The sequence below is a fragment of the Gilliamella sp. B2838 genome (assembly GCF_026536185.1).
In the GTDB taxonomy this organism is placed as follows: Bacteria; Pseudomonadota; Gammaproteobacteria; order Enterobacterales; family Orbaceae; genus Gilliamella.
In genome coordinates this window covers 227,092-247,418 of the sequence record NZ_JAFNOO010000002.1, presented here as the reverse complement: position 1 = coordinate 247,418, position 20,327 = coordinate 227,092, and the positions used below count along the sequence as shown (strand labels likewise).

Below are 20,327 nucleotides of genomic sequence, written 5' to 3'. Positions count from 1 at the left end.
ATTTTTGGAGAAAACATCATGACAATGGAATCTTATATTCAAAATTTAGAATTAATTAAATATCCAAGAACACCCCATTTACAGGGTTCACGCTTACAATTTGGTGATAGCACCGACGGACAGCGTGCTTATAACCAGTTACATAATTGCTATATTGTCGTTGAAGAAAAACTCGATGGCGCTAACTGTGCTATAAGCTTTTCGCAAAGTGGCGAACTGTTATTACAATCGCGCGGCCATTACTTAATGGGAGGTTCAAGAGAGCGTCAATTTAATCTATTAAAACACTGGGCTAGTGTACATGAACATTGGCTATTAGAGCGGTTAGAAGATCGTTATATCATGTATGGTGAATGGTTACATAAAAAACACACTATCTTTTATGATGCATTACCTCACTATTTTTGTGAATTTGATGTTTGGGATAGACAGCAACAATGTTTTTTATCGACCCAAAAGCGGCATCAGCTATTAGCTAATGGTCCGGTTTTATCGGTACCGGTGCTATTTGCTGGGCAAGCACCGACTAAATTAGCTGACTTATTAGCGTTAGTTAAACAGTCTTTAGCCAAAACTCAGCATTGGCAGGCTTGTTTTGAAAAAATAGTCACACGTGACAAGATTGATTTAGCCAAAGCGTGGCAGCAGTGTGACCGCTCGGATTTAATGGAAGGGCTGTATTTAAAAATCGAAAGCGAACATCACACAATCGATCGTTTAAAATGGGTGAGACAAGATTTTGTACAAGCTATTTTAGACGCTGGTCAACACCATTTAGAGCAGCCGTTTATTGCCAATCAACTTGCTGATAATGTCGATTTATACGCACCACAGTTAACCGTCAATTGGAATCAGCAAGTTGGCGTAGGGAGATAAATAATGGACTATTTACAATTACAACAGCAAGTGGCTAATAGTATTGCTAAAGATAATTTCGATGACTGGTTAACGTGTATTCCAGCATTAACTGCGCTTATTACCACACCACAAGACCCGTTGCATCATGGTGAAGGTAATGTTTGGATACATACACAAATGGTATTGCGCGCATTAATTGAACAAACTGAGTTTGCAAAAGCCACCGAGGAGCAACAATTTGTATCATTTATGACAGCGTTGTTACATGATATTGCTAAACCAGAAACCACCGTGATTGATGAGGTCACGGGTAAAATCAGTCAACCAAGACACTCCCAAAAGGGGGAAATTCGTAGCAGAGTATTGTTGTGGCAAATGGCCGTCCCTTTTGAACTACGTGAACAGATATGTCGTATTATCGCTGTTCATCAAGTTCCGTTTTTTGCGTTAAGTGATACGCATCAGCGCTATTCACCCCAATACCTTGTGCATCGTCTGTCATGGCAATTACCGGTTTGGATGCTTTGCCTGCAAGCGAAAGCGGATATGCTGGGGCGTATATGTGCTGATAAAGCTAGAACTTTGGATGAAGTGGAGTTATTTAAACAACTCGCGCTAGAAGAAGAGTGTCTGTATCAACCTCGCCAATTTGTTGATGATCATACGCGAGTACACTATTTTCGCGGCAGTAATGTCTTGCCTGATTATGCACTATATCCACAACAAGGATCAAAAGTGATATTGATGTCTGGTTTACCGGCTTCGGGCAAAAATAGTTGGGTGAGTAAGCATTATCCAACATGGCCGGTTGCTTCTTATGATGATGCGCGCAGTGAACTCAAATTAAAGCATGGCGAAAATGAAGGATTAGTGATTCAATTTGTATTAGCTAAGGTGAAACAATGGTTACGAGATAAGCAGCCTTTTATTTGGAATGCTACCCATTTGTCACAGGATATGCGGCAAAAAGCACTCGATTTACTCTATGCTTATCACGCCGAGGTTGAAATCGTTTATATAGAACAACCGGAACAAGAGTTATATCGGCGTAATTTAAAACGCGATACAAGCTTAGCGAATAAAAAAATTCAGCGCATGTTTAGTAAATGGCAAGTTCCCTTACCGACCGAAGCACATCAGGTTAGCTATGTGATAAATCAGTAATTAACACAATTTTCAGCAATAGAATGGGGCTTTATTTAGCCCCATATTTGTCAATTGATAGCTATGAAAGGGTTAAACTCCATTATCTTTAATCACTTTTTGATACCAATAGAAGCTATCTTTTTTGATACGATTTAGTGTTTTTAAGTCATGATCATCTCGATCAACATAAACAAAGCCATAACGTTTTTTAAATCCTTGATGAGAACTTAATAAATCAATGACTGACCATGGGCAATAACCAAATAACTCAACACCATCTTCAATTGCATCATGACAAGCTGAAATATGAGCTTTAATATAATCAATGCGATAATCATCATGCACTTTATTATCAGGTGTTAATTCGTCCGGTGTACCTAAGCCATTTTCAGTAATGATTAGGGGTAAGCGGTATTGTCGATAATATTCATTGAGGACTAAACGTAAACCCATTGGATCAATTTGTGCACCGTAAGTGCTTGCTGTTAAATTCGGGTTTTTTTCAATTTTAAAGTAACCATACAGATCAAAATCGATATCATTATGTTTAGTGCCAAATGGATGCTTTGCATCTTCCGGCAAATAGCTTGCGACTAATGTTCGATAGTAATTGACCGCAATAAAATCCGGTTTAGCTTGTTTTAAAATGTCGGCATCTTCCGGCTGGGTTTGTGGATAGATACCACAACGTTGTAAATAGTGTTTGTAATAACCTGGGTAATCACCGAAACAATACATTTCTAGGGCATAATTAGTTTTAAAATTATCATTCATTTTAGCTGCCCAAACATCCATTGGTTTGTTACTTGCAGGGTAGGTCATGGTGGATGATACCGCCGGTCCCACTTTGCTTCCCGCAATTAGCTCATGACAATCATTAGTTGCCATCGCATGCGCAACAAACATGTGGTAATCCATTTGTGCTCTCACTTTTTCAGCATCCGCTGGTGCGACTTTATACATGTTCATTCGTTCATTAACACGAATCATCAAATTTTGTTCATTATTGATTTGCCAATGTTTTACCCGATCGCCAAATGCTTTATAGCAGACCTGAGCATAGCGTCTAAACGCATCGACACAACGGCGGTCTTGCCAACCATTATATTTATCAACTAATGCAAAAGGTAAATCAAAATGATAAAGGGTGATAAATGGAATGATACCGTTTTTGATTAATTCGTTTATTACTCGATTATAAAAATCGATCCCAGCTTGATTTATTTCACCATCGCCATCAGGAATAATACGTGCCCAAGATATCGAAAAACGATAAGTTTTTAAGCCCAACTCTTTAAACAACGCAATATCACTCTCTACATGGTGATAAAAATCACTGGCAACTTTGCTATCGGCTTGTACTGCTGAGCGCTGAAATGAATTATAATCAGCAACTGTCATTCCCTTGCCATCGGCATCCCATCCACCTTCAATTTGAAATGCAGAAGAGGATGCACCCCACCAAAAATCCTTAGCAAATGTTTTCATATTTTTACCTCTAAACTTGAATAAATAATAATTGGTCTTGATAACTAACGTCGATATCTTTGGTGTAATCGACATTTTTATATTGTTCTGAATTAACGACAATTATTGATGTTGTTAAATCATATTGTTGTTGTTTAATCTTATCGATGTCAAAGGATACAATTTTAGTCCCTTGTTTAATGTGTTGCCCCACTTCAACATAAGATTGAAAATAGTTGCCTTGCAGGTTTACCGTATCGATACCAATATGGATTAGTAACTCTAATCCATTATCTAATTTTAAACCTATGGCATGTAAAGTGGGATAAAGTACTGTAACTGTGCAATCTGCTGGCGCAATGACTTCACCGATTTCTGGATATATAGCGACACCTTTACCCATCGCGCCAGATGCAAACACTTCATCTTTAACTTCACTAAGTGCAATAACATGCCCTTTGATAGGCGAGGTAATAGTCTGATCGGAAAGTAATAAATCTGGGCTATGCGTTTGGTTTGATGTAGACATTTCCTCGCTTGGTAGATCTTGAAATCCAACAATCATCGTTAAAATGCATGAACCGAAAAAAGCAAAAGATATGCCAATTAAATAGCATAAAAATGCAGTTGTACCGGCTTCAGCGTAAACAGGAATGGTTAATACCCCTTGATTGGCAAAAGCAGTACCGTACGATCCTCCCCAGCCCATTAGCCCGCCAGCGATAGCGCCACAAATAACCGCACAAATCATCGGTTTTTTTAATCTTAAATTTGCACCATAAATTGCGGGTTCAGTAATCCCAAATAAAGCGGTAATGGTTGCCGATGCCGCAACTGTTTTTAAATTTTTATTTTTGGTTTTGAAAAATACACCTAATGCCGCGCCAGCTTGTGAAAAGTTTGCCGCTCCAGCGAAAGCAAGTAAGTTCTGGCGACCAGTTTGCGCTACGTCATTAATGCCGATTGGCACAATTGCCCGATGTGCACCAAAGATGACTAATATACACCAGATACCACCAATAAATGCCCCTAATAAAATAGGGCTAACACCCATAATGTAGTAATAGATCCAGTTTATAAATTCGCCAATGTAGATGCCAATAGGACCGAAAATTAGTAATGTAGCTGGTATCATAATCAGTAATGAAAAGGTTGGTACCATGATAATTTTCAATACTTCAGGGATGATAAATTCTAAAAATCTTTGTACGTAACTTAAAATGAATATGGCTAAAATAATTGGAATAACGCTAGAGGTGTAACTTGCTTTGGTTAATTCAATAGTAAACAGAGTGACTTCTGTTTTACTTGCCATTAACGTGACAATTGATGGATAGCACAGCGTTGCCCCTATGATCATCGATATAAATTCGTGGGCTTTAAATACTTTTGCAGCGGTATAGCCTAGTATTATTGGCATGAAGTAGAAAACTGCATCTGATGCAGCATGTAAAATCGTATAGGTGTTGTAAGTTTTGATATCTGTTTGATAGTAATAATTACCAATCATAACAGCAATCGCTAAAATTCCTTTTAACATACCAGATGCGGCAATTGCCGGAATCACGGGCGTAAAAATAGCAGCAAAAGCGTTAAGAATTTTTACGCCAATTGATACTTTAGGTGGCGTTTGTTCGCTGGTCTCTAATTTTCCGAGTAATGGTATGATTTCTTGATAAATTTTGGTGACTTTATTTCCTAGTACCACTTGATATTGTCCACTGCTTTCTACAACCGAAATAACGCCTTCTGTTTGTAATAATTTTTCACGATTCGCTTTGTTGCTATCAACTAATTGAAATCTTAAACGAGTAAAGCAATGCGTTAAGCTAACAACATTAGCTTTACCGCCGACTAATTGTAAAATTTGTTGTGCAATTGTTTGATAATCCATTATTTTCTCCATTACATTACCGAATGGTTACACACTGATAAAAACTAAAACCTGCCAAATAAGGTATAGGGAATATCGGTTATAAAAATTTATAGAAGATATTTTCTGCTAATTTGTAAAATTATTTTTATCGTTGTTTGACTTACTTCAAGCTAACATAGTTTAAAAATTTAGACAAGATGGATTTGTTTGTTGCTAAATATCTAATTTAGATATATTTTTACATAAAGTAATTATAAGAAATAAAATGTTGTTCAAATGAAAGTGGCAAAAAAAAGATCGTATTTGTTGTTGTGTATTGTGTTTTTTTTCTGGTATGCACAATATATTTATATTCCTTATCAAACCCCTTATTTAGCTGCAATCCATATGACGACCAATTTTATTGGTATGGTGGTTAGCGCCTATGGTGTTTCACAGTTATTTTTACGCATACCGGTTGGGTTATTAGCCAATGTTAAAGAAAAGCATAAGATATTTATTGTATTAGGATCATTTTTAGCTGGATTTGCTTCAATTATTCGTCTTATACAGCCTACAGGTTGGGGATTTTTGATTGGTAATATTATTTCAGGATTTGCCAGCGCCATGTGGATATCATTTATGGTGTTGTTTATGGGGTTTTATCCTAAATCGAAAAAAAGTTATGCCACTAGTTTAATTATTATGGTAAATAATCTTGGTATTTTTTTAGCATTTTTATCAAGTACCTTGCTATTTGAATATTTCGGGATGCAATTTATCTGTTTACTTAGTTGTTTAAGCGGATTTATTGCTTTTATCTTAGCTTTCAGACTGAAATACCCTGAAAGAATTCATCACAATTTTGAATATCATAATTTGCTTAACGTGTTTTTTGATCGCAAATTACTGTTTTTTTCTTTGTTGGCTTTGATTCAGCAGGGGATACAAATGTCGACAACCATGTCATTTACTAATCAGATATTAAGTGGATTAGGTGCAAGTTCAAGCTTAATTGGTTTATCTTCAATAATTTATATGTTGGCATCAGTCCTGTTTGGTAAAGTGGGGGCAAGTAACTTGGTTAATAAATTAAGTATATCTACTTGGATTATTCTGTCTTTTATGTTGCTGGCGTTATATTGCATTTTGATACCGCAGGTTTCATCACCTTATGCCATTTTATTACTACAAATTATTCCTGGGATGGGTACAGGAATATTATTTTCTTTTTTAACGTTTGAAGCAACATCTACTATTCCAGCTTATGCGCGATCGGCAGCGATGGGATTATTTCAAGCGATTTACGCATTAGGTATGACATTGTTTCCTGTTATTGTTGGATACGTGAGTTTACGATATTCAATGCGTATCGCTTATTTAATTTTAGCGATTATGGCTATCTTGGGGGCTGTTGTGTATGGGATTTATCATTTAAAAATAAATAAAAAACAGGATTGATGTTTTTTGTTACAGCCTTGATATATATGAATTTAAACAAAAGAGGTGAATGTTATCAGTTAAAGTAATATAACACCTGCTTGCATAGGGTTGAGTTAACCAAAGCCCATCAATGGTATTGATGTGATGAATCCATCTGATTATTGTTGTACAGATGAATTAGTACTGTGATAAGAACCAAGTAATGGCGATAAGATCAGCTGAGCCACCGGGACTTAAATTACGTTTTATCAACTCATTATCAAGCTGATTTAATTTTTGTTGGCCATGAGTATGAATCACACCACCGTGTAAAATCAGTTTTTTAGCTTGTTGTTGGACAAAGGCTAATCCATCAAGTCCCCCTCTTGCAACCAAATTGGTATCTTGGTTAAAGGCGAGCAGATATAATAAGGTTTGTAATAAGCAAGTTTCCTCATCGTAACCACTTTGCTGCATATTTTTTAAAATAGGTAATGAAATGTTTTTAACTGTTGCGTAACCTGACTCCGCTTCACCCCGTGCCCCAGGAAGATTATGCAGTTTATACAGCTTTTCGCCAATTGAATGAGATCGATTATGTTGTTTTAATTCCTTATTGACGATACCTTGGCATATTATTGATACTTGCTCGCAAATTGTTTGCATTTGACATGCTAAGCCGAGTTGTTCCAGTTTGCCTATAGCGCCAAGTAATAAACCGAAAGCAAATATACCACCTTTATGGGTATTGATTTGATTAGTTGCATTAAACATGGCTTGTTCACATTGCATGCCTAAGGGTCTAATACCGTCTAAAAAAACAGTGGGGTCTTGATGAGCCGATTGTTTACCATATTGATAAAACTGTTCAAACCAAGTTGAAATAGCTGAAATGCTTTGGATAAATGTTTGAAAATCCATATCACGGTGTGCGCCATTATTGTTCATATCAACTAGCCCAGGCTTAGGCGATAAGCAAATTTCCTTAATTAATGCCTTAATAGCTAGTTGCGCAGGTAAACTAAAGTTGTTAGGGTTGATGAGTTGCGATTCTAATAATGTCACTTGCTGTGAATATTTACTCATTATTGTCTAATACCTATCATACGGTTACTGTATTTTGGTTGTATTAACGAGATGCTTAGGGTGTGCTAAGTTGATCTCGTTTAATGTATTTTAAGTCTATTATCTAAAGCTCTGTAATAGGTGTTAACCATTTATACTCAAATCGGCGGATTGCACTCCTATTTCATCCACCTAATTATTTAGCAACTAGATGGATTTATTATCACGACTAAAAATCACCATGTGAATGTGGCACAATCACTTCTCGAGTACCATTATGACTTGGTGCACTAATAATACCTTCAATCTCCATTTGTTCAACTATCCGCGCTGCTCGGTTATAACCAATTCTAAATTTTCGTTGTACACTAGAGATAGAAGCCCTACGCGTTTCAACCACAAACTCTACAACTTGATCAAATAGCGGATCGAGATCTTCATCAATGTTGTCAGCATGACTGCTATCATTATCATCGGTTGATACCGTCACATTTTCAATATATTTTGGTTTGCCGCGAGCTTTCCAGTCTTGCACAACTGCATGAACTTCTTCATCACGTACAAAAGCGCCATGTACACGAATAGGAATCGAACTATTCGGCGCTAAATACAGCATGTCCCCCATGCCAAGTAGTGATTCGGCGCCCATTTGATCTAAAATAGTACGTGAATCAATTTTACTTGATACAGTAAAAGCAATACGGGTTGGAATATTGGCTTTAATCAATCCTGTGATAACATCAACCGATGGGCGCTGGGTGGCTAACACAAGGTGAATGCCCGCAGCTCTCGCTTTTTGAGCTAGGCGCGCAATTAATTCTTCAACTTTTTTACCAACAGCCATAATTAAATCGGCAAATTCATCGACCATAACCACAATGTAAGGCAATTTTTCCAATGTTGGCATGTTAAGATCCATGCTATCGGTAGGTTTCCACAGTGGATCAGGAATAGGTCTACCCATCTCTTGTGCTTGTTTTATTTTTTCATTATAGCCGGCAATGTTGCGGACACCTAAAGCTGACATTAATCGGTAACGTCTTTCCATTTCGTTTACACACCAATTAAGTGCGTTCGCCGCATCTTTCATGTCGGTAACCACTTGCGTTAATAAGTGCGGTATACCTTCATAGATAGAGAGTTCAAGCATTTTAGGGTCGATCATAATAAACCTGACATCTTCAGGTTGTGATTTGTATAAGATGCTTAAAATCATCGCATTAACCCCCACAGATTTACCAGAACCTGTGGTGCCTGCGACTAATAAATGTGGCATCTTAGCTAAATCTGCAACAACCGATTGCCCTGAAATATCTTTTCCTAATACGATAGTCAATGGTGATTGTGCATTGCGAAATTGTGGGCTGTCTAATACTTCTCTAAAGTAGACGGTCTGCCGGTTTTTATTAGGTAACTCGATACCGACATAAGGTTTACCCGGAATAACTTCAACAACTCGCACTGAAGGCATTGATAGTGAACGAGCAAGATCGCGATCGAGTGTTGAAATTCGCGCAGCTTTAATACCGGGAGCTAGTTCAATTTCAAAGCGGGTGATCACAGGTCCTGGCATATAATCAACAACTTTGGCTTTAACACGATAGTCGGCTAAACTTTTTTCAATCAGTTCAGACATTGCATTTAATGCAGCATGATCGACTTCAATTCGCGTTGTCGGCGGTGCAGTTAATAAATCCAATGACGGTAGTGGCGTTGTTGGTTTTGGTAGTGGTTTATCATCACGTCTTAATAATGGGTGAATTAAGCTATCGTTTTCATCATCAATGGTAATTGGGGTATTGTGACTTTGTTCAACCTCTGTATCGTCTAGATAGATGTCATCTATGACAGGATTTTCATTTTTTAACGATTCAAGATCGACATCTTCGGGGATGTGCCTTTCAATCTCGGGTGTAGGATGTTCAATCTGAGTTTCGGGTTCTTGATGTGTTACTTGCTCAACGTCTTGAGTCGATGATTCTGGCTCGTTCAATATAAATTGGTTTGAATCGATTGTATTGTTCGCTAAGGTAGATTCGTTATTATTTAACGTAAATAACGGTTTGCTAGGCGCATCTGAAATGGTGTATTTATTTTCATCAAAAGGCTGCACTTTTTCTGAGTCTTTTGTTGTTTGATTTGCTGTTGCTTGTGGATCATTGGCTAAATTTGATTGTGGCAACGTAGCATTAGTTTGATCTTGTGAGAGCGCTAACTTTCGTTCATTCATATTTTTTATAATCACTTCCATACGCGCTAAAATATCGTTTGGATCCAGATCTTTTTTAGGCTCATCATTAACTGGTGTGCTAGATAAATCAGGTTGATTGTTAGTCGTTTGCTCAAGTGACTGTAACAATTGCTCTGCGGTTTGGATTAATGCTTCATCATCCTTATTGAGTGTTATAGGATTGTTTTGTTCAAGCTGATTAGTGGCATCTACATGATTAATCACTTTTTCTTCATTGGCTGTTATAGATAAAGGTTGCTCTGTATCTAAATTGACTTTATTGCTCTCTAATGGAATAACAACAGGCTGCTCTTTTGTTTGCGTTGTTAGTGCAATGTCTTTATCCCGCTGTTTGGTAACAGTGTGAGTGCTTGCACTGGTTTTATGTGATGAAAATAACCAGGTAATCGGCGTTAAAAGCAGCATGACTAACGCCCCAAGTTTTTCCATCAGTAGTAACCATGATAATCCCGTTAATAGGGTTATACAGGCAAGGCTAACAATGAGTAATATAATCGATGCGGTAAAGCCATTCATTATAGGTAATAGGCTTTCGATAACAATTGAACCTAGGTATCCCCCAGCTTGAAATTGTTCTGCATCACGAATATTTAAGGTAAAAAAACCAGTACTGCTAAAGATAAACGCTAAAATACCAATGATTCTGAATGATATACTAAAATAGTTAATAGGCGCATTAGCATGACGATAAAAATAGCTCACTAATTGCAAACTAAAAAATAGTGCAAAAAAAGGAACACTGTAAGCAATAAAGCCTAAAAATTGGAATAGTATATCCGATGCATATGCACCAATATAGCCGCAATAATTGCTGATAGGGGTATGCCAAGCAGTACGTGACCAGCCGGGATCTGATGCATTGTAAGAAAATAGTGATAAAAATAAGCAGGCAGATAACGCTATTATTATTAATAAAATGAATTGGCTAAATATCTGTCTTCTGGTTGTTTTTGGCTTTTTCAAGTACGTACCTAAAAACGATTGCAATTAAAATTGGTGGCATTTTATCATAAATTACTTTTGCTCACAGAGTGAATAAAATATAAAACGTAATTTATTGTGACTGTGAGCGATTAATTGCCATTAGATTTTTATTAAACCTTTGTCCATTTTTGACATAATTTTGGGCATTTTTAATATTTGCTGCAATTTCGGCTTCGGTAAGTTGCCGAATTATTTTCGCTGGTGATCCCATAATTAAGCAGCCTTCTTGATAAGGTAAACTATGAGTAACTAAAGAATTAGCACCAACCAGACAGTTTTTAGCAATTTTGGCATGATTTAAAATCGTACTTCCCATTCCGATTAAGACATTATCTTCAATTGTGCAGCTATGAAGAATCACATTATGGCCAATTGTAACATTTTCACCAACAATACACGGTATGTTAGTCTCGATATGCACAGTACAATTATCTTGAATGTTGCTGTTTTTGCCAATATGAATACTTGCAATATCACCTCGTAATACCGCGTTAAACCAGATGGATACCCCTTGCTCAAGCGTCACATTACCAATAATATCAGCCGATTTGGCAATAAAACAATCTGGGTGAATTTGTGGGCATAAATCATCTAATTGATAAATCATGGTTATTTCCTTTTAATATTTTTGACACTCAAAAATAAGCCAACCGCAAGAAAATTGCACAACACCATAGAACCAACCATTAACCACTCTGTGGTATTATCATTAATTGGTGTTACCGTTTTATGAATCGAGACTAGCATTGATAATGATATACCAATTGCTCCTGCTATGGCGAATCGAATGGTACCAGCAAGTGACGATGCTGTACCGGCAATATGCGGATAGAAGTCTAATACCACAGCCATACTATTACCACCAACTGTTGACATGCATCCAATGTAACCTGAAATACACACGACCAAATAGATAAATCCAAAATTAAATAATGTTCCAATCAAAAGTCCTATCGCCATGATAAATTGGATTAACAGCCCTAATTGCATCATTTTGATAGAACCAACAAGTTTAACAAAGCGGCTATTTAAGGTATTCATCATTACCATTACCACAATATTAAGTGCAAAATAGTAACCAAAATTGGTGGATGCAACGCCATGTAAGTTCATGTAAACAAAAGGTCCTAAACTTAAAAATGAAAATAATCCAGCACCAGCAAATGCGCCTATTAGCATATAAGTTAAGGCTTGGCGATGTCGAAATAGTGTAATGAAATTACTTAATATTCGAATGATACTAAATTTATCACGTTTAGCTTTGGCAAGTGTTTCTGGAATATAACTTACCACCAAACCAAACCAAAGCAAATGATTGCCATTAGGCAAATGGTATAAAAGTTTGCTTGCCAATTAAACCAATACAAAATAAAACCACCTATGATCGGCGCTAATAATGGTGCTACGTTAGAGATTAACATCACAAAGGACATCATTTTTGAAAACTCATCACGGTCACGATAAATATCTTTCATTAAAGCATTAATCACTATTGTGGTTGCAGCAGCTGCAATCCCATGGAAAAAACGTGCAGTTATCAATTGATTAATATTGCCAGCAATAGCACAACCAAAGGCGGCAAAAACAAAAATAATCAGACCAATAATAAGAATATTTCGCCGGCCATAACTGTCTGTAAGTGGTCCAAATAAGAGTTGGCCAAAGGAAAACCCTAATAAATAACAGCTAATTGTAAGTTGAACGGTTGCATCAGCTACATTAAAGTCGTGAGCAATTGTTGGCATACTCGGTAAATACATATCAATGGATAAAGGCATTAACATAGATAGCAATCCAAGGATAAAGATCAGTGCTTTTTTAGAAATTTTAAATTCTACTTGAGTATTTGAGTTTTGCACGTTTGGGTTCCTATAAAGTTCTTCAACTAAAAGTGCATGATGATGTGGCAACATAATCGATAATACCGTTAATTATGACTTAACGGTATTTATTGACTTTAAGAGACAATCATTTATTCACTTTTATTGTTACGATAAAATTTGAAGCTAACTAAAAGAGTTGATTTCTTCTTCAGTAAGTGGACGGTATTCGCCCTCAGGAATATCTAGCATAATGGTGCCAATTTGTTTTCGATGTAACTGAACAACATGATTGTTGACTGCGGCAAACATACGTTTAACTTGATGATATCGACCTTCACTTATGGTTAGCTCTGCGTGATATGGGTCAATAATATTTAGTTTAGCCGGCTTTGTGAGTGACTTCTCACTTTTTAGTTGAATGCCTTTGGCAAATATCTCGATGAGTTCGATGCTTAGGGGATGTTCAACTGTGACTTGATAGACTTTTTCACAATGATGTTTAGGTGAAGTAATACGATGTGACCACTTACCATCGTCTGTTAATAGTACTAAACCTGTTGTATCAAGATCTAATCTGCCGGCTGCGTGCAACTTTTCAGCCATTGGTTCGTCGATAAAATATAGAATAGTTGGATGATCGGGATCATCGGTTGAGCAAACATAACCTTGTGGTTTATTAAGCATAAAATAACGATGTTCGGTGACTGGCACAATTTCGACGCCATCGTACTCAACAACTTGTGCAGGTGATATTTGGTGGGCGCCTGATTTTATTATTTCGCCATCAACAGTCACTTTTTGTGCTCTAAGTTCTTTATTCACGATTGTTCTGCTTATACCTAAGTGATGAGCTAGAAATTTATCTAATCGCATAATCTGAGTAATCTTCCTCTGTTTTAAAAAGGTGTATAAATATCAAAACGGTGATTTTTAGTTTTAATTTCGGCTGTTGGTTTTTGCTCGGCTAAAAATGGCGCATAATCAGGTCGTTTAACGACTACGCGTTTTTTAGCTAATTGTCGTGCCGGTTCAAGCAAGTTATCTGAATCTAAGTCACTACCCACTAACTGTTGAAAAATGCGCATCTCTTTTTTGACTAGTGCACTTTTTTGTCGATGTGGAAACATTGGATCGAGATACACCACATCGGGTTTTTCGTGCAATGACAATAGACCTGTTTGGCTTGAATTATAAAACATGTTTAACCGTTGCGGTAACCAATTGCCTATTATTGGATCTTGGTAACCTCGCTGTAAACCATCAGCTAATAATGCAGCCACAACGGGATGCCTTTCAAACATTGTGACATGACAACCGATTGCTGCTAATACGAATGCATCACGACCGAGTCCAGCTGTTGCGTCCACAACTGTTGGTAAATACTCACCTTTTACACCTACTGCTTTGGCAATGGCTTCACCACGCCCACCGCCAAATTGGCGGCGATGCGCCATTGCCCCTGATACAAAATCGACTTTTATCGCACCAAGTTTTGGCTCATCAGTTTTTTGTAATACGAGTTGATGGTTATCTGTTACTAATGCAAAGGGAATAGTTGGGTTTAAGGTTAACCACTGCTCAGCTAATAATTTTAGCTGAGCTAGGTTGGCGTTAGTGGATACCATAGTGACGAAGCAGAGCCTCAAGTTGGGGTTCACGTCCACGGAAATTTTTAAATAATGTCATGGGTTCATCACTGCCACCTTGCGACAAAATATTATCCAAAAAGGCATTACCCGTTTTAGCATTGAAAATGCCTTCTTCTTCGAAGCGTGAAAAGGCATCGGCTGATAACACTTCGGCCCATAAATAACTGTAATAACCAGCGGCATATCCGCCTGCAAAAATATGACTAAAAGCGTGAGGGAATCGTCCCCATTCAACTGTTGGTACGACAGCAACTTGTTTTCTAACCTCTGCCAGAGTGGTTAAGATATCAGGGTTTTTCTGGCTATGAAGTTTAAAATCAAATAAGCCAAACTCTAATTGACGTAAAATAAATAGAGCGGCTTGATAGTTTTTCGCATCGAGCATTTTTTCTAGCATTTCTGGTGGTAAAGGCTCACCGGTTTGATAGTGTCCTGAAATGAAGGCTAATGCTTCAGGTTGCCAGCACCAGTTTTCTAAAAATTGACTCGGTAATTCAACCGCATCCCAAGCTACGCCATTAATACCTGCAACTGATGATACATCAATTTCGGTTAACATATGATGCAAGCCATGACCAAACTCATGGAATAGGGTGGTTACTTCGTCATGCGTAAATAACGCGGGTTTATCACCAATTGGTCGATTAAAGTTACAAGTTAAATAAGCAACGGGTTTTTGTATGTGACCATCGGCAAAACGCATGCGGCCGATACAATCATCCATCCATGCACCACCACGTTTATGTTCACGAGCATACAAATCAAGATAAAAACTGCCTTTTAGCTCGCCACTAGTATTATATAAATCATAAAATTTGACATCAGGGTGCCAAACTTCAACACCTTGTCGTTCTTTAGCGGTAATACCAAAAATACGATGGACAACTTCAAATAAGCCATTTATCACTCGTTGTTCAGGAAAATAAGGTCGGAGTTCTTCGTTATTAATGGTATAAAGGTATTGTTTTTGTTTTTCACTGTAATAGGCAATATCCCACGGTTTGATATCGCTGGCACCAAAAAATTCATAGGCATAGCGTTTCAACTCCGCTAATTCTTTTTCACCTTGTGGTTTGGCTTTATTAGCTAAATCAGTCAAGAACTCAGTAACTTGATGGACTGATTGCGCCATTTTAGTGGCTAAAGATTTGTCAGCATAAGTATCAAAGCCAAGTAATTTAGCGAGTTCATCTCTTAACGTTAAAATCTGCTCGATGATTTGTGTATTATCCCATTTACCCGCGTTCGGACCTTGATCCGAAGCCCGGGTATTATAAGCTTGATAGAGCTCAAAACGTAACTCACGGTTATCACAATAAGTCATAACAGGTTGGTAACTTGGAATATCTAAAGTAATTAGCCAGCCTTCTTGTCCTTTTGATTTGGCTTGTTCTTTTGCTGCAGCAAGCGCACTTTCAGGCATACCTGACAACTGTTTTTCATCTGTTATCAGTTTTGTCCAGCCCATCGTTGCATCCAATACATTGTTGCTATATTGTGATGATAATTCTGATAATTTGGCAACAATTTCACCATAACGTTTTTGTTTATCATCAGGCAAGCCTATTCCTGACAATTCAAAATCACGTAACGCGTTATCAATTACTTTTTTTTGTGCTTTGCAAAGCTTATTGTAATTGTCGCTTTGTTTAAGTTGTTTGTAAGCTTGATAGAGAGGCTTATGTTGTCCAACCCATGTGCTGTATTCTGATAATAATGGTAAACATGCTTCATAAGCTTTACGTAATTCAGGGCTATTTTTTACAGAATTAAGGTGGCTGACCGGTGACCAAACTCGCCCAAATTTTTCATCCATTTCATCAATAGGTTGAATTAAGTTGTCCCAAGTATATTCACTATTTTGTTTTAGCACTGTTTCAATTGTGTTGCGACAATTGTTTAAAGCTTGCTTTACAGCAGGTAGAACATGCTCAGGCTTGATTTGAGAAAATAGCGGTAATGGAGCATTGGTTAATAATGGGTTGGTCATGTTTCGATACCTTTCTACAAAGATTTTATCTAATGAGTGAACATTATGTGCGGGTAAAAAAACGCAAGTCAAGTATTTTGTGTTAAGGAATAGTTTATAATCCCATTAATTTGCGTTCACGCTGCCATTCAGTTGGTGTATAGGTTTTGATAGATAATGCGTGGATACGATTGTCATTAATGAATTCGGCTAAAGGTGCATAAATCAATTGTTGTTTTTTGACTCGGCTCAAATCTGCAAATAGTTCACTGACTGCAATAACCTGAAAATGACTACCATCGTCAGTCATAACATATACATTGTCAAGGTTAAGGGAACTATTTAATTTGTCTATAATTTGTTGTTTGTCCATGATTGTAACTCAGTATGAATATTCTAACTTTATATTAAGTTGTTTAAGCTAATATTTATGTTTGGTAATAACACAACAATATGAATTAAACCATAATAACTGGCTGTAAGTCATACAGTGCAATTAGAGTTTGTAATTGCGGATTAATGCCCATTAATTTGGTTTGATATTTAGTACAAAAATAAACTAATGTTGCTAGTCCAGAAGAGTCAACTCGAGTTAACTGAGCAACATCAATAGTTGTAACGCCATTTAAAATACTATGCTGAGTTGACCATATTTCATTAAGGGAGTGAGCATCTAGCTCACCCTTTAAATATAAGACATTATATTGTTTGTCTGCTTTGATTCGAGACATCATAGGCTAGCCTTTTGGTTTAGCATTAGGATCAATTTTACGATTTGAAAGATCAGTTAATTGCTTAGTTAATGCATCAATACCATCTTGACGTAATATAGTCGACCACTCATTTTGTTTAGTGGTAATCATACTTACACCTTCAGCAATTAAGTCGTATGCCTTCCATTCCCCTGTGACAGTGTTTTTACGCCATTGAAAATCAATACGTAATGGTTGCTGGCTTTTATCGGGTTGGATTAATAATACGCGAATTGAAACTAAGCTTTTACCTGTTAGGTCTTTTGCAGCTTCAACTTGATAAGTTTGACCGTTATACATCGATAGTGCTTGGGCAAAAGCTTGAACTAAATAGTTTTCAAATGCATTGAAATAAGCGGTACGTTGCGCCTCAGAAGCACTCTTGTAGTAATTACCTAAAATTAATGCACCAGCATATTTAACTTGCACATAAGGTAATAAATCAGTTCTAACTATTTCCTTCAATTTATTAGGATTGGTCTTGATTGTAGCTGATTGAGATTTAATGGTATTAAAAATCTTATCGGCTGCAACTTGCATATCTTTATATGGGTCGTTATCAGCAAGCGCAAATGTGCTGAATGCTAATGCGAATACGAAAAAAATTGCTTGTTTAAATCTGATTAACATAATTACTCCTTACTTTCATTGGTATCTGGTGTAGTTTGTTTTTTATTTTTATCTGATGAACCGCCAATACTATAAAGGAATTTACCGATTAAATCCTCTAAAACCAGTGCTGGTTGGGTATTATTAATGACAAATCCTTCTTGGAAAAATGGTGGTGTTTTGTCTTGTTCTGTAGTTGTGTTGCTTTTGCCGACAGCTTCCGATGCATCTAGATCGTGTTCAAGGTTTTGGTCCAGTCCAAAATTGATATCAATAAACTGTTCGCCTAATAAACCAGAGGTTTTAATCGATAATGCGCTTGAGCTAGGAATTTTATCATATTGTGCATCAATATCTATTGCGACATAAGGTTTATACACATCAATTTCAGATGATTGTAATGTGATGTTATTGACCCGACCAATCACAACTCCACCTATTTTGATTGGTGAACGTGCTTTTAATCCACCAATATTTTCAAATACAGCATAAACACGATAAGTATTATGACTGCTAAATGATGTGGGGTCAGTCACTCTAAAGCATAAAAATAGTACTGAAAGAATAACCAGCACCATAAATAATCCAACGGTAATTTCGACTTTACGACTCATGTTTAATGACCTCAATGACTAAACATTAATGCGGTTAGGATAAAATCTAACCCCAAAATAACTAATGATGAATAGACAACGGTGTTTGTTGTTGCCCGACTAATTCCTTCAGATGTTGGTACACAATCGTAACCATTAAATAGTGCAATCCAAGTACTGGCGATTGCAAAGGCGAAGCTTTTAATAAAACAATTGCCTAAATCATGCCACCAATCAACATTACTTTGAATGGAGGACCAAAAAAAGCCAGCGTCAATTCCTTTCCAGTCTACGCCAACTAAAACACCACCCAAAATGCCAACAGTGACAAAAATAGCCGTTAAAAAAGGCATACTAAAAAAACCCGCCCAAAAGCGTGGTGCAATGATTCGTCGTAGCGGGTCGATTGCCATCATTTCCATGCTTGATAACTGTTCTGTTGCTTTCATAAGACCTATTTCTGCTGTTAAGGCAGAACCCGCACGTCCAGCAAATAATAAGCCTGCAACGACTGGACCTAATTCTCTGAGTAGAGCAAGCGCAACCATCATTCCTAAACTTGCTTCAGCACCAAAGGTGGTTAAAATAAAGTAGCCTTGAAGAGCAAGTACCATACCAATAAACAGACCTGATACGATAATAATAGTCAGTGATTGTACACCGACAAAATAAAATTGTTTGATAAGTAAGGGGAATTGTTTACCAAATTGCGGTCGGCCAATCAGTGCGCCAAATAGCATCATTCCCGAACGCCCAACCATTGCAATGGTATTAATGGTTGCTTGTCCCAGTTTTGCCAGTAAATTCAACATTATTTTATACCTCTGCTTAGGTCTAATTTGTAATCATCAGCAGGATAATGAAATGGAACCGGACCATCAGCCAGTCCTTCCAGAAATTGTTTTACACGCAAATCATCATTGTCACGTAACTGCTGAGCAGTGCCACCTGCAATAATGTGTTGTTCTGCAACGATATAAGCATAATCAGCAATACTTAATACTTCATTCACATCGTGACTAACAACAATACAGGTTAATCCCAGTGATTGATTAATCTCAGCAATAAGTTTAACTATAACGCCCATAGATATGGGGTCTTGCCCTGCAAATGGCTCGTCAAACATAATAAGATCTGGATCAAGTGCGATCGCTCTGGCTAAAGCTGCTCGCCGTGCCATACCGCCAGATAATTCTGAAGGCATCATCTGCGCTGCACCGCGTAAACCAACGGACTGTAATTTCATTAACACTAAATTGTGCAATATGGGCTCTGGTAGATTAAGGTGCTCACGAAGAGGATAAGCCACATTATCAAAGACTGATAAATCAGTAAATAGTGCACCAGATTGGAATAACATACTCATGCGTTTACGGACTTCATATAGTCTTGAACGGGACATGCTGGGTATGTCTTCACCATCAAATAAAATTTTTCCCGCTTGAGGTTTGAGTTGACCACCAATTAGGCGAAGCAGTGTTGTTTTACCTATTCCAGATGGCCCCATAATGGCAGTTACTTTGCCTTTAGGCACATTTAAATTCATATTTTTGTAAATCGGCCGGCTACCTCGATAGAAAGACATATCGTGTATTTCGACCAAATTTTGTTGTAATGTGTTCGTCACATTGATTTCCTACACTACCATAATGAAAGTTGAGCTTATTTTACTTGATATTTGCGAATAATGAAATCTATTAAATAGATTAACCAATTATTGACGAATTTTAGTAGATAAGAATAACTAATTAAATTTTAATAGAAAAGTTTACACTAATTTAGTGGTTTATTGACAGGTAATCATTAAAATTCAATAGAGTAAACATTTTGTCAATAATTATAAATGAGGGCCGTAACCCTCATCTTTTTTTTGATTCTAAAGTC

General features: G+C 37.1%; 16 protein-coding genes and 2 pseudogenes. 3 read left to right on the top strand and 15 right to left on the bottom strand.

All coding sequences use genetic code 11. The annotated features are described in order from the left end of the window. The first annotated feature begins 18 nt into the window (after positions 1–18). Positions 19–876 carry an RNA ligase family protein gene (locus J3U63_RS02975; protein ID WP_267366339.1) on the top strand — a complete coding sequence of 286 codons (858 nt, stop codon included), beginning with the start codon at positions 19–21 and terminating at the stop codon, positions 874–876. Positions 877–879: 3 nt separating this feature from the next. Further along, the gene (locus J3U63_RS02970) at positions 880–2,022 is read left to right on the top strand and encodes an AAA family ATPase (protein ID WP_267333706.1); all 1,143 of its coding nucleotides are present in this window, start codon (positions 880–882) and stop codon (positions 2,020–2,022) included. A gap of 72 nt (positions 2,023–2,094) precedes the next feature. Here J3U63_RS02970 and J3U63_RS02965 read toward each other — a convergent pair whose 3' ends face one another. After that, the gene (locus J3U63_RS02965; RefSeq protein ID WP_267370397.1) at positions 2,095–3,492 is read right to left on the bottom strand and encodes a glycoside hydrolase family 1 protein; all 1,398 of its coding nucleotides are present in this window, start codon (positions 3,490–3,492) and stop codon (positions 2,095–2,097) included. 10 nt (positions 3,493–3,502) lie between these two features. After that, positions 3,503–5,365, bottom strand: coding sequence for a beta-glucoside-specific PTS transporter subunit IIABC (locus tag J3U63_RS02960; protein ID WP_267370396.1), 1,863 nt, complete (start codon positions 5,363–5,365; stop codon positions 3,503–3,505). 258 nt (positions 5,366–5,623) lie between these two features. Between J3U63_RS02960 and J3U63_RS02955 the strand changes: the two genes are divergently transcribed. After that, positions 5,624–6,787, top strand: a complete 1,164-nt coding sequence (locus tag J3U63_RS02955) for an MFS transporter (protein WP_267370394.1) — start codon at positions 5,624–5,626, stop codon at positions 6,785–6,787. A 159-nt stretch (positions 6,788–6,946) separates the two neighbouring features. Here J3U63_RS02955 and citG read toward each other — a convergent pair whose 3' ends face one another. From citG to mlaF, 13 genes and pseudogenes are all read right to left on the bottom strand, one after another. Then, positions 6,947–7,834, bottom strand: coding sequence for a triphosphoribosyl-dephospho-CoA synthase CitG (gene citG / locus J3U63_RS02950; RefSeq protein WP_267366345.1), 888 nt, complete (start codon positions 7,832–7,834; stop codon positions 6,947–6,949). 208 nt (positions 7,835–8,042) lie between these two features. Next, a pseudogene (locus J3U63_RS13295) lies at positions 8,043–10,982 on the bottom strand (DNA translocase FtsK 4TM domain-containing protein); the annotation flags it as partial. A 136-nt stretch (positions 10,983–11,118) separates the two neighbouring features. Next, on the bottom strand, positions 11,119–11,655 hold the full coding sequence (locus J3U63_RS02935) for a gamma carbonic anhydrase family protein (RefSeq protein WP_267333701.1): 537 nt from the start codon (positions 11,653–11,655) through the stop codon (positions 11,119–11,121). 2 nt (positions 11,656–11,657) lie between these two features. Continuing rightward, positions 11,658–12,832 (bottom strand): annotated as a pseudogene (locus J3U63_RS13290) (Bcr/CflA family multidrug efflux MFS transporter). Positions 12,833–13,054: 222 nt separating this feature from the next. Next, positions 13,055–13,744, bottom strand: a complete 690-nt coding sequence (gene rsuA / locus J3U63_RS02920) for a 16S rRNA pseudouridine(516) synthase RsuA (RefSeq protein WP_267333699.1) — start codon at positions 13,742–13,744, stop codon at positions 13,055–13,057. Positions 13,745–13,767: 23 nt separating this feature from the next. Beyond that, a complete protein-coding gene (locus J3U63_RS02915; protein ID WP_416379586.1) occupies positions 13,768–14,517 on the bottom strand; it encodes a class I SAM-dependent methyltransferase in 750 nt (249 codons plus the stop codon). Then, a complete protein-coding gene (prlC, locus tag J3U63_RS02910) occupies positions 14,483–16,510 on the bottom strand; it encodes an oligopeptidase A (RefSeq protein WP_267348320.1) in 2,028 nt (675 codons plus the stop codon). Before prlC ends, J3U63_RS02915 begins: the two co-directional genes overlap by 35 nt. Positions 16,511–16,604: 94 nt before the next feature. Then, a complete protein-coding gene (locus J3U63_RS02905; protein WP_065634759.1) occupies positions 16,605–16,862 on the bottom strand; it encodes a BolA family protein in 258 nt (85 codons plus the stop codon). 85 nt (positions 16,863–16,947) lie between these two features. After that, positions 16,948–17,223, bottom strand: coding sequence for an STAS domain-containing protein (locus J3U63_RS02900; RefSeq protein ID WP_267370388.1), 276 nt, complete (start codon positions 17,221–17,223; stop codon positions 16,948–16,950). 3 nt (positions 17,224–17,226) lie between these two features. Beyond that, positions 17,227–17,871 (bottom strand): phospholipid-binding protein MlaC, encoded by a 645-nt coding sequence (mlaC, locus tag J3U63_RS02895; RefSeq protein ID WP_267370387.1) that lies wholly within the window; start codon positions 17,869–17,871, stop codon positions 17,227–17,229. 2 nt (positions 17,872–17,873) lie between these two features. Beyond that, entirely contained in the window at positions 17,874–18,464 is a 591-nt protein-coding gene (gene mlaD, locus J3U63_RS02890) for an outer membrane lipid asymmetry maintenance protein MlaD (protein WP_267343613.1), read from the bottom strand. An 11-nt stretch (positions 18,465–18,475) separates the two neighbouring features. After that, positions 18,476–19,255, bottom strand: a complete 780-nt coding sequence (mlaE, locus tag J3U63_RS02885) for a lipid asymmetry maintenance ABC transporter permease subunit MlaE (protein ID WP_267366351.1) — start codon at positions 19,253–19,255, stop codon at positions 18,476–18,478. Beyond that, positions 19,255–20,070, bottom strand: coding sequence for a phospholipid ABC transporter ATP-binding protein MlaF (gene mlaF, locus J3U63_RS02880; RefSeq protein ID WP_267333692.1), 816 nt, complete (start codon positions 20,068–20,070; stop codon positions 19,255–19,257). Before mlaF ends, mlaE begins: the two co-directional genes overlap by 1 nt. Positions 20,071–20,327: the final 257 nt, after the last annotated feature.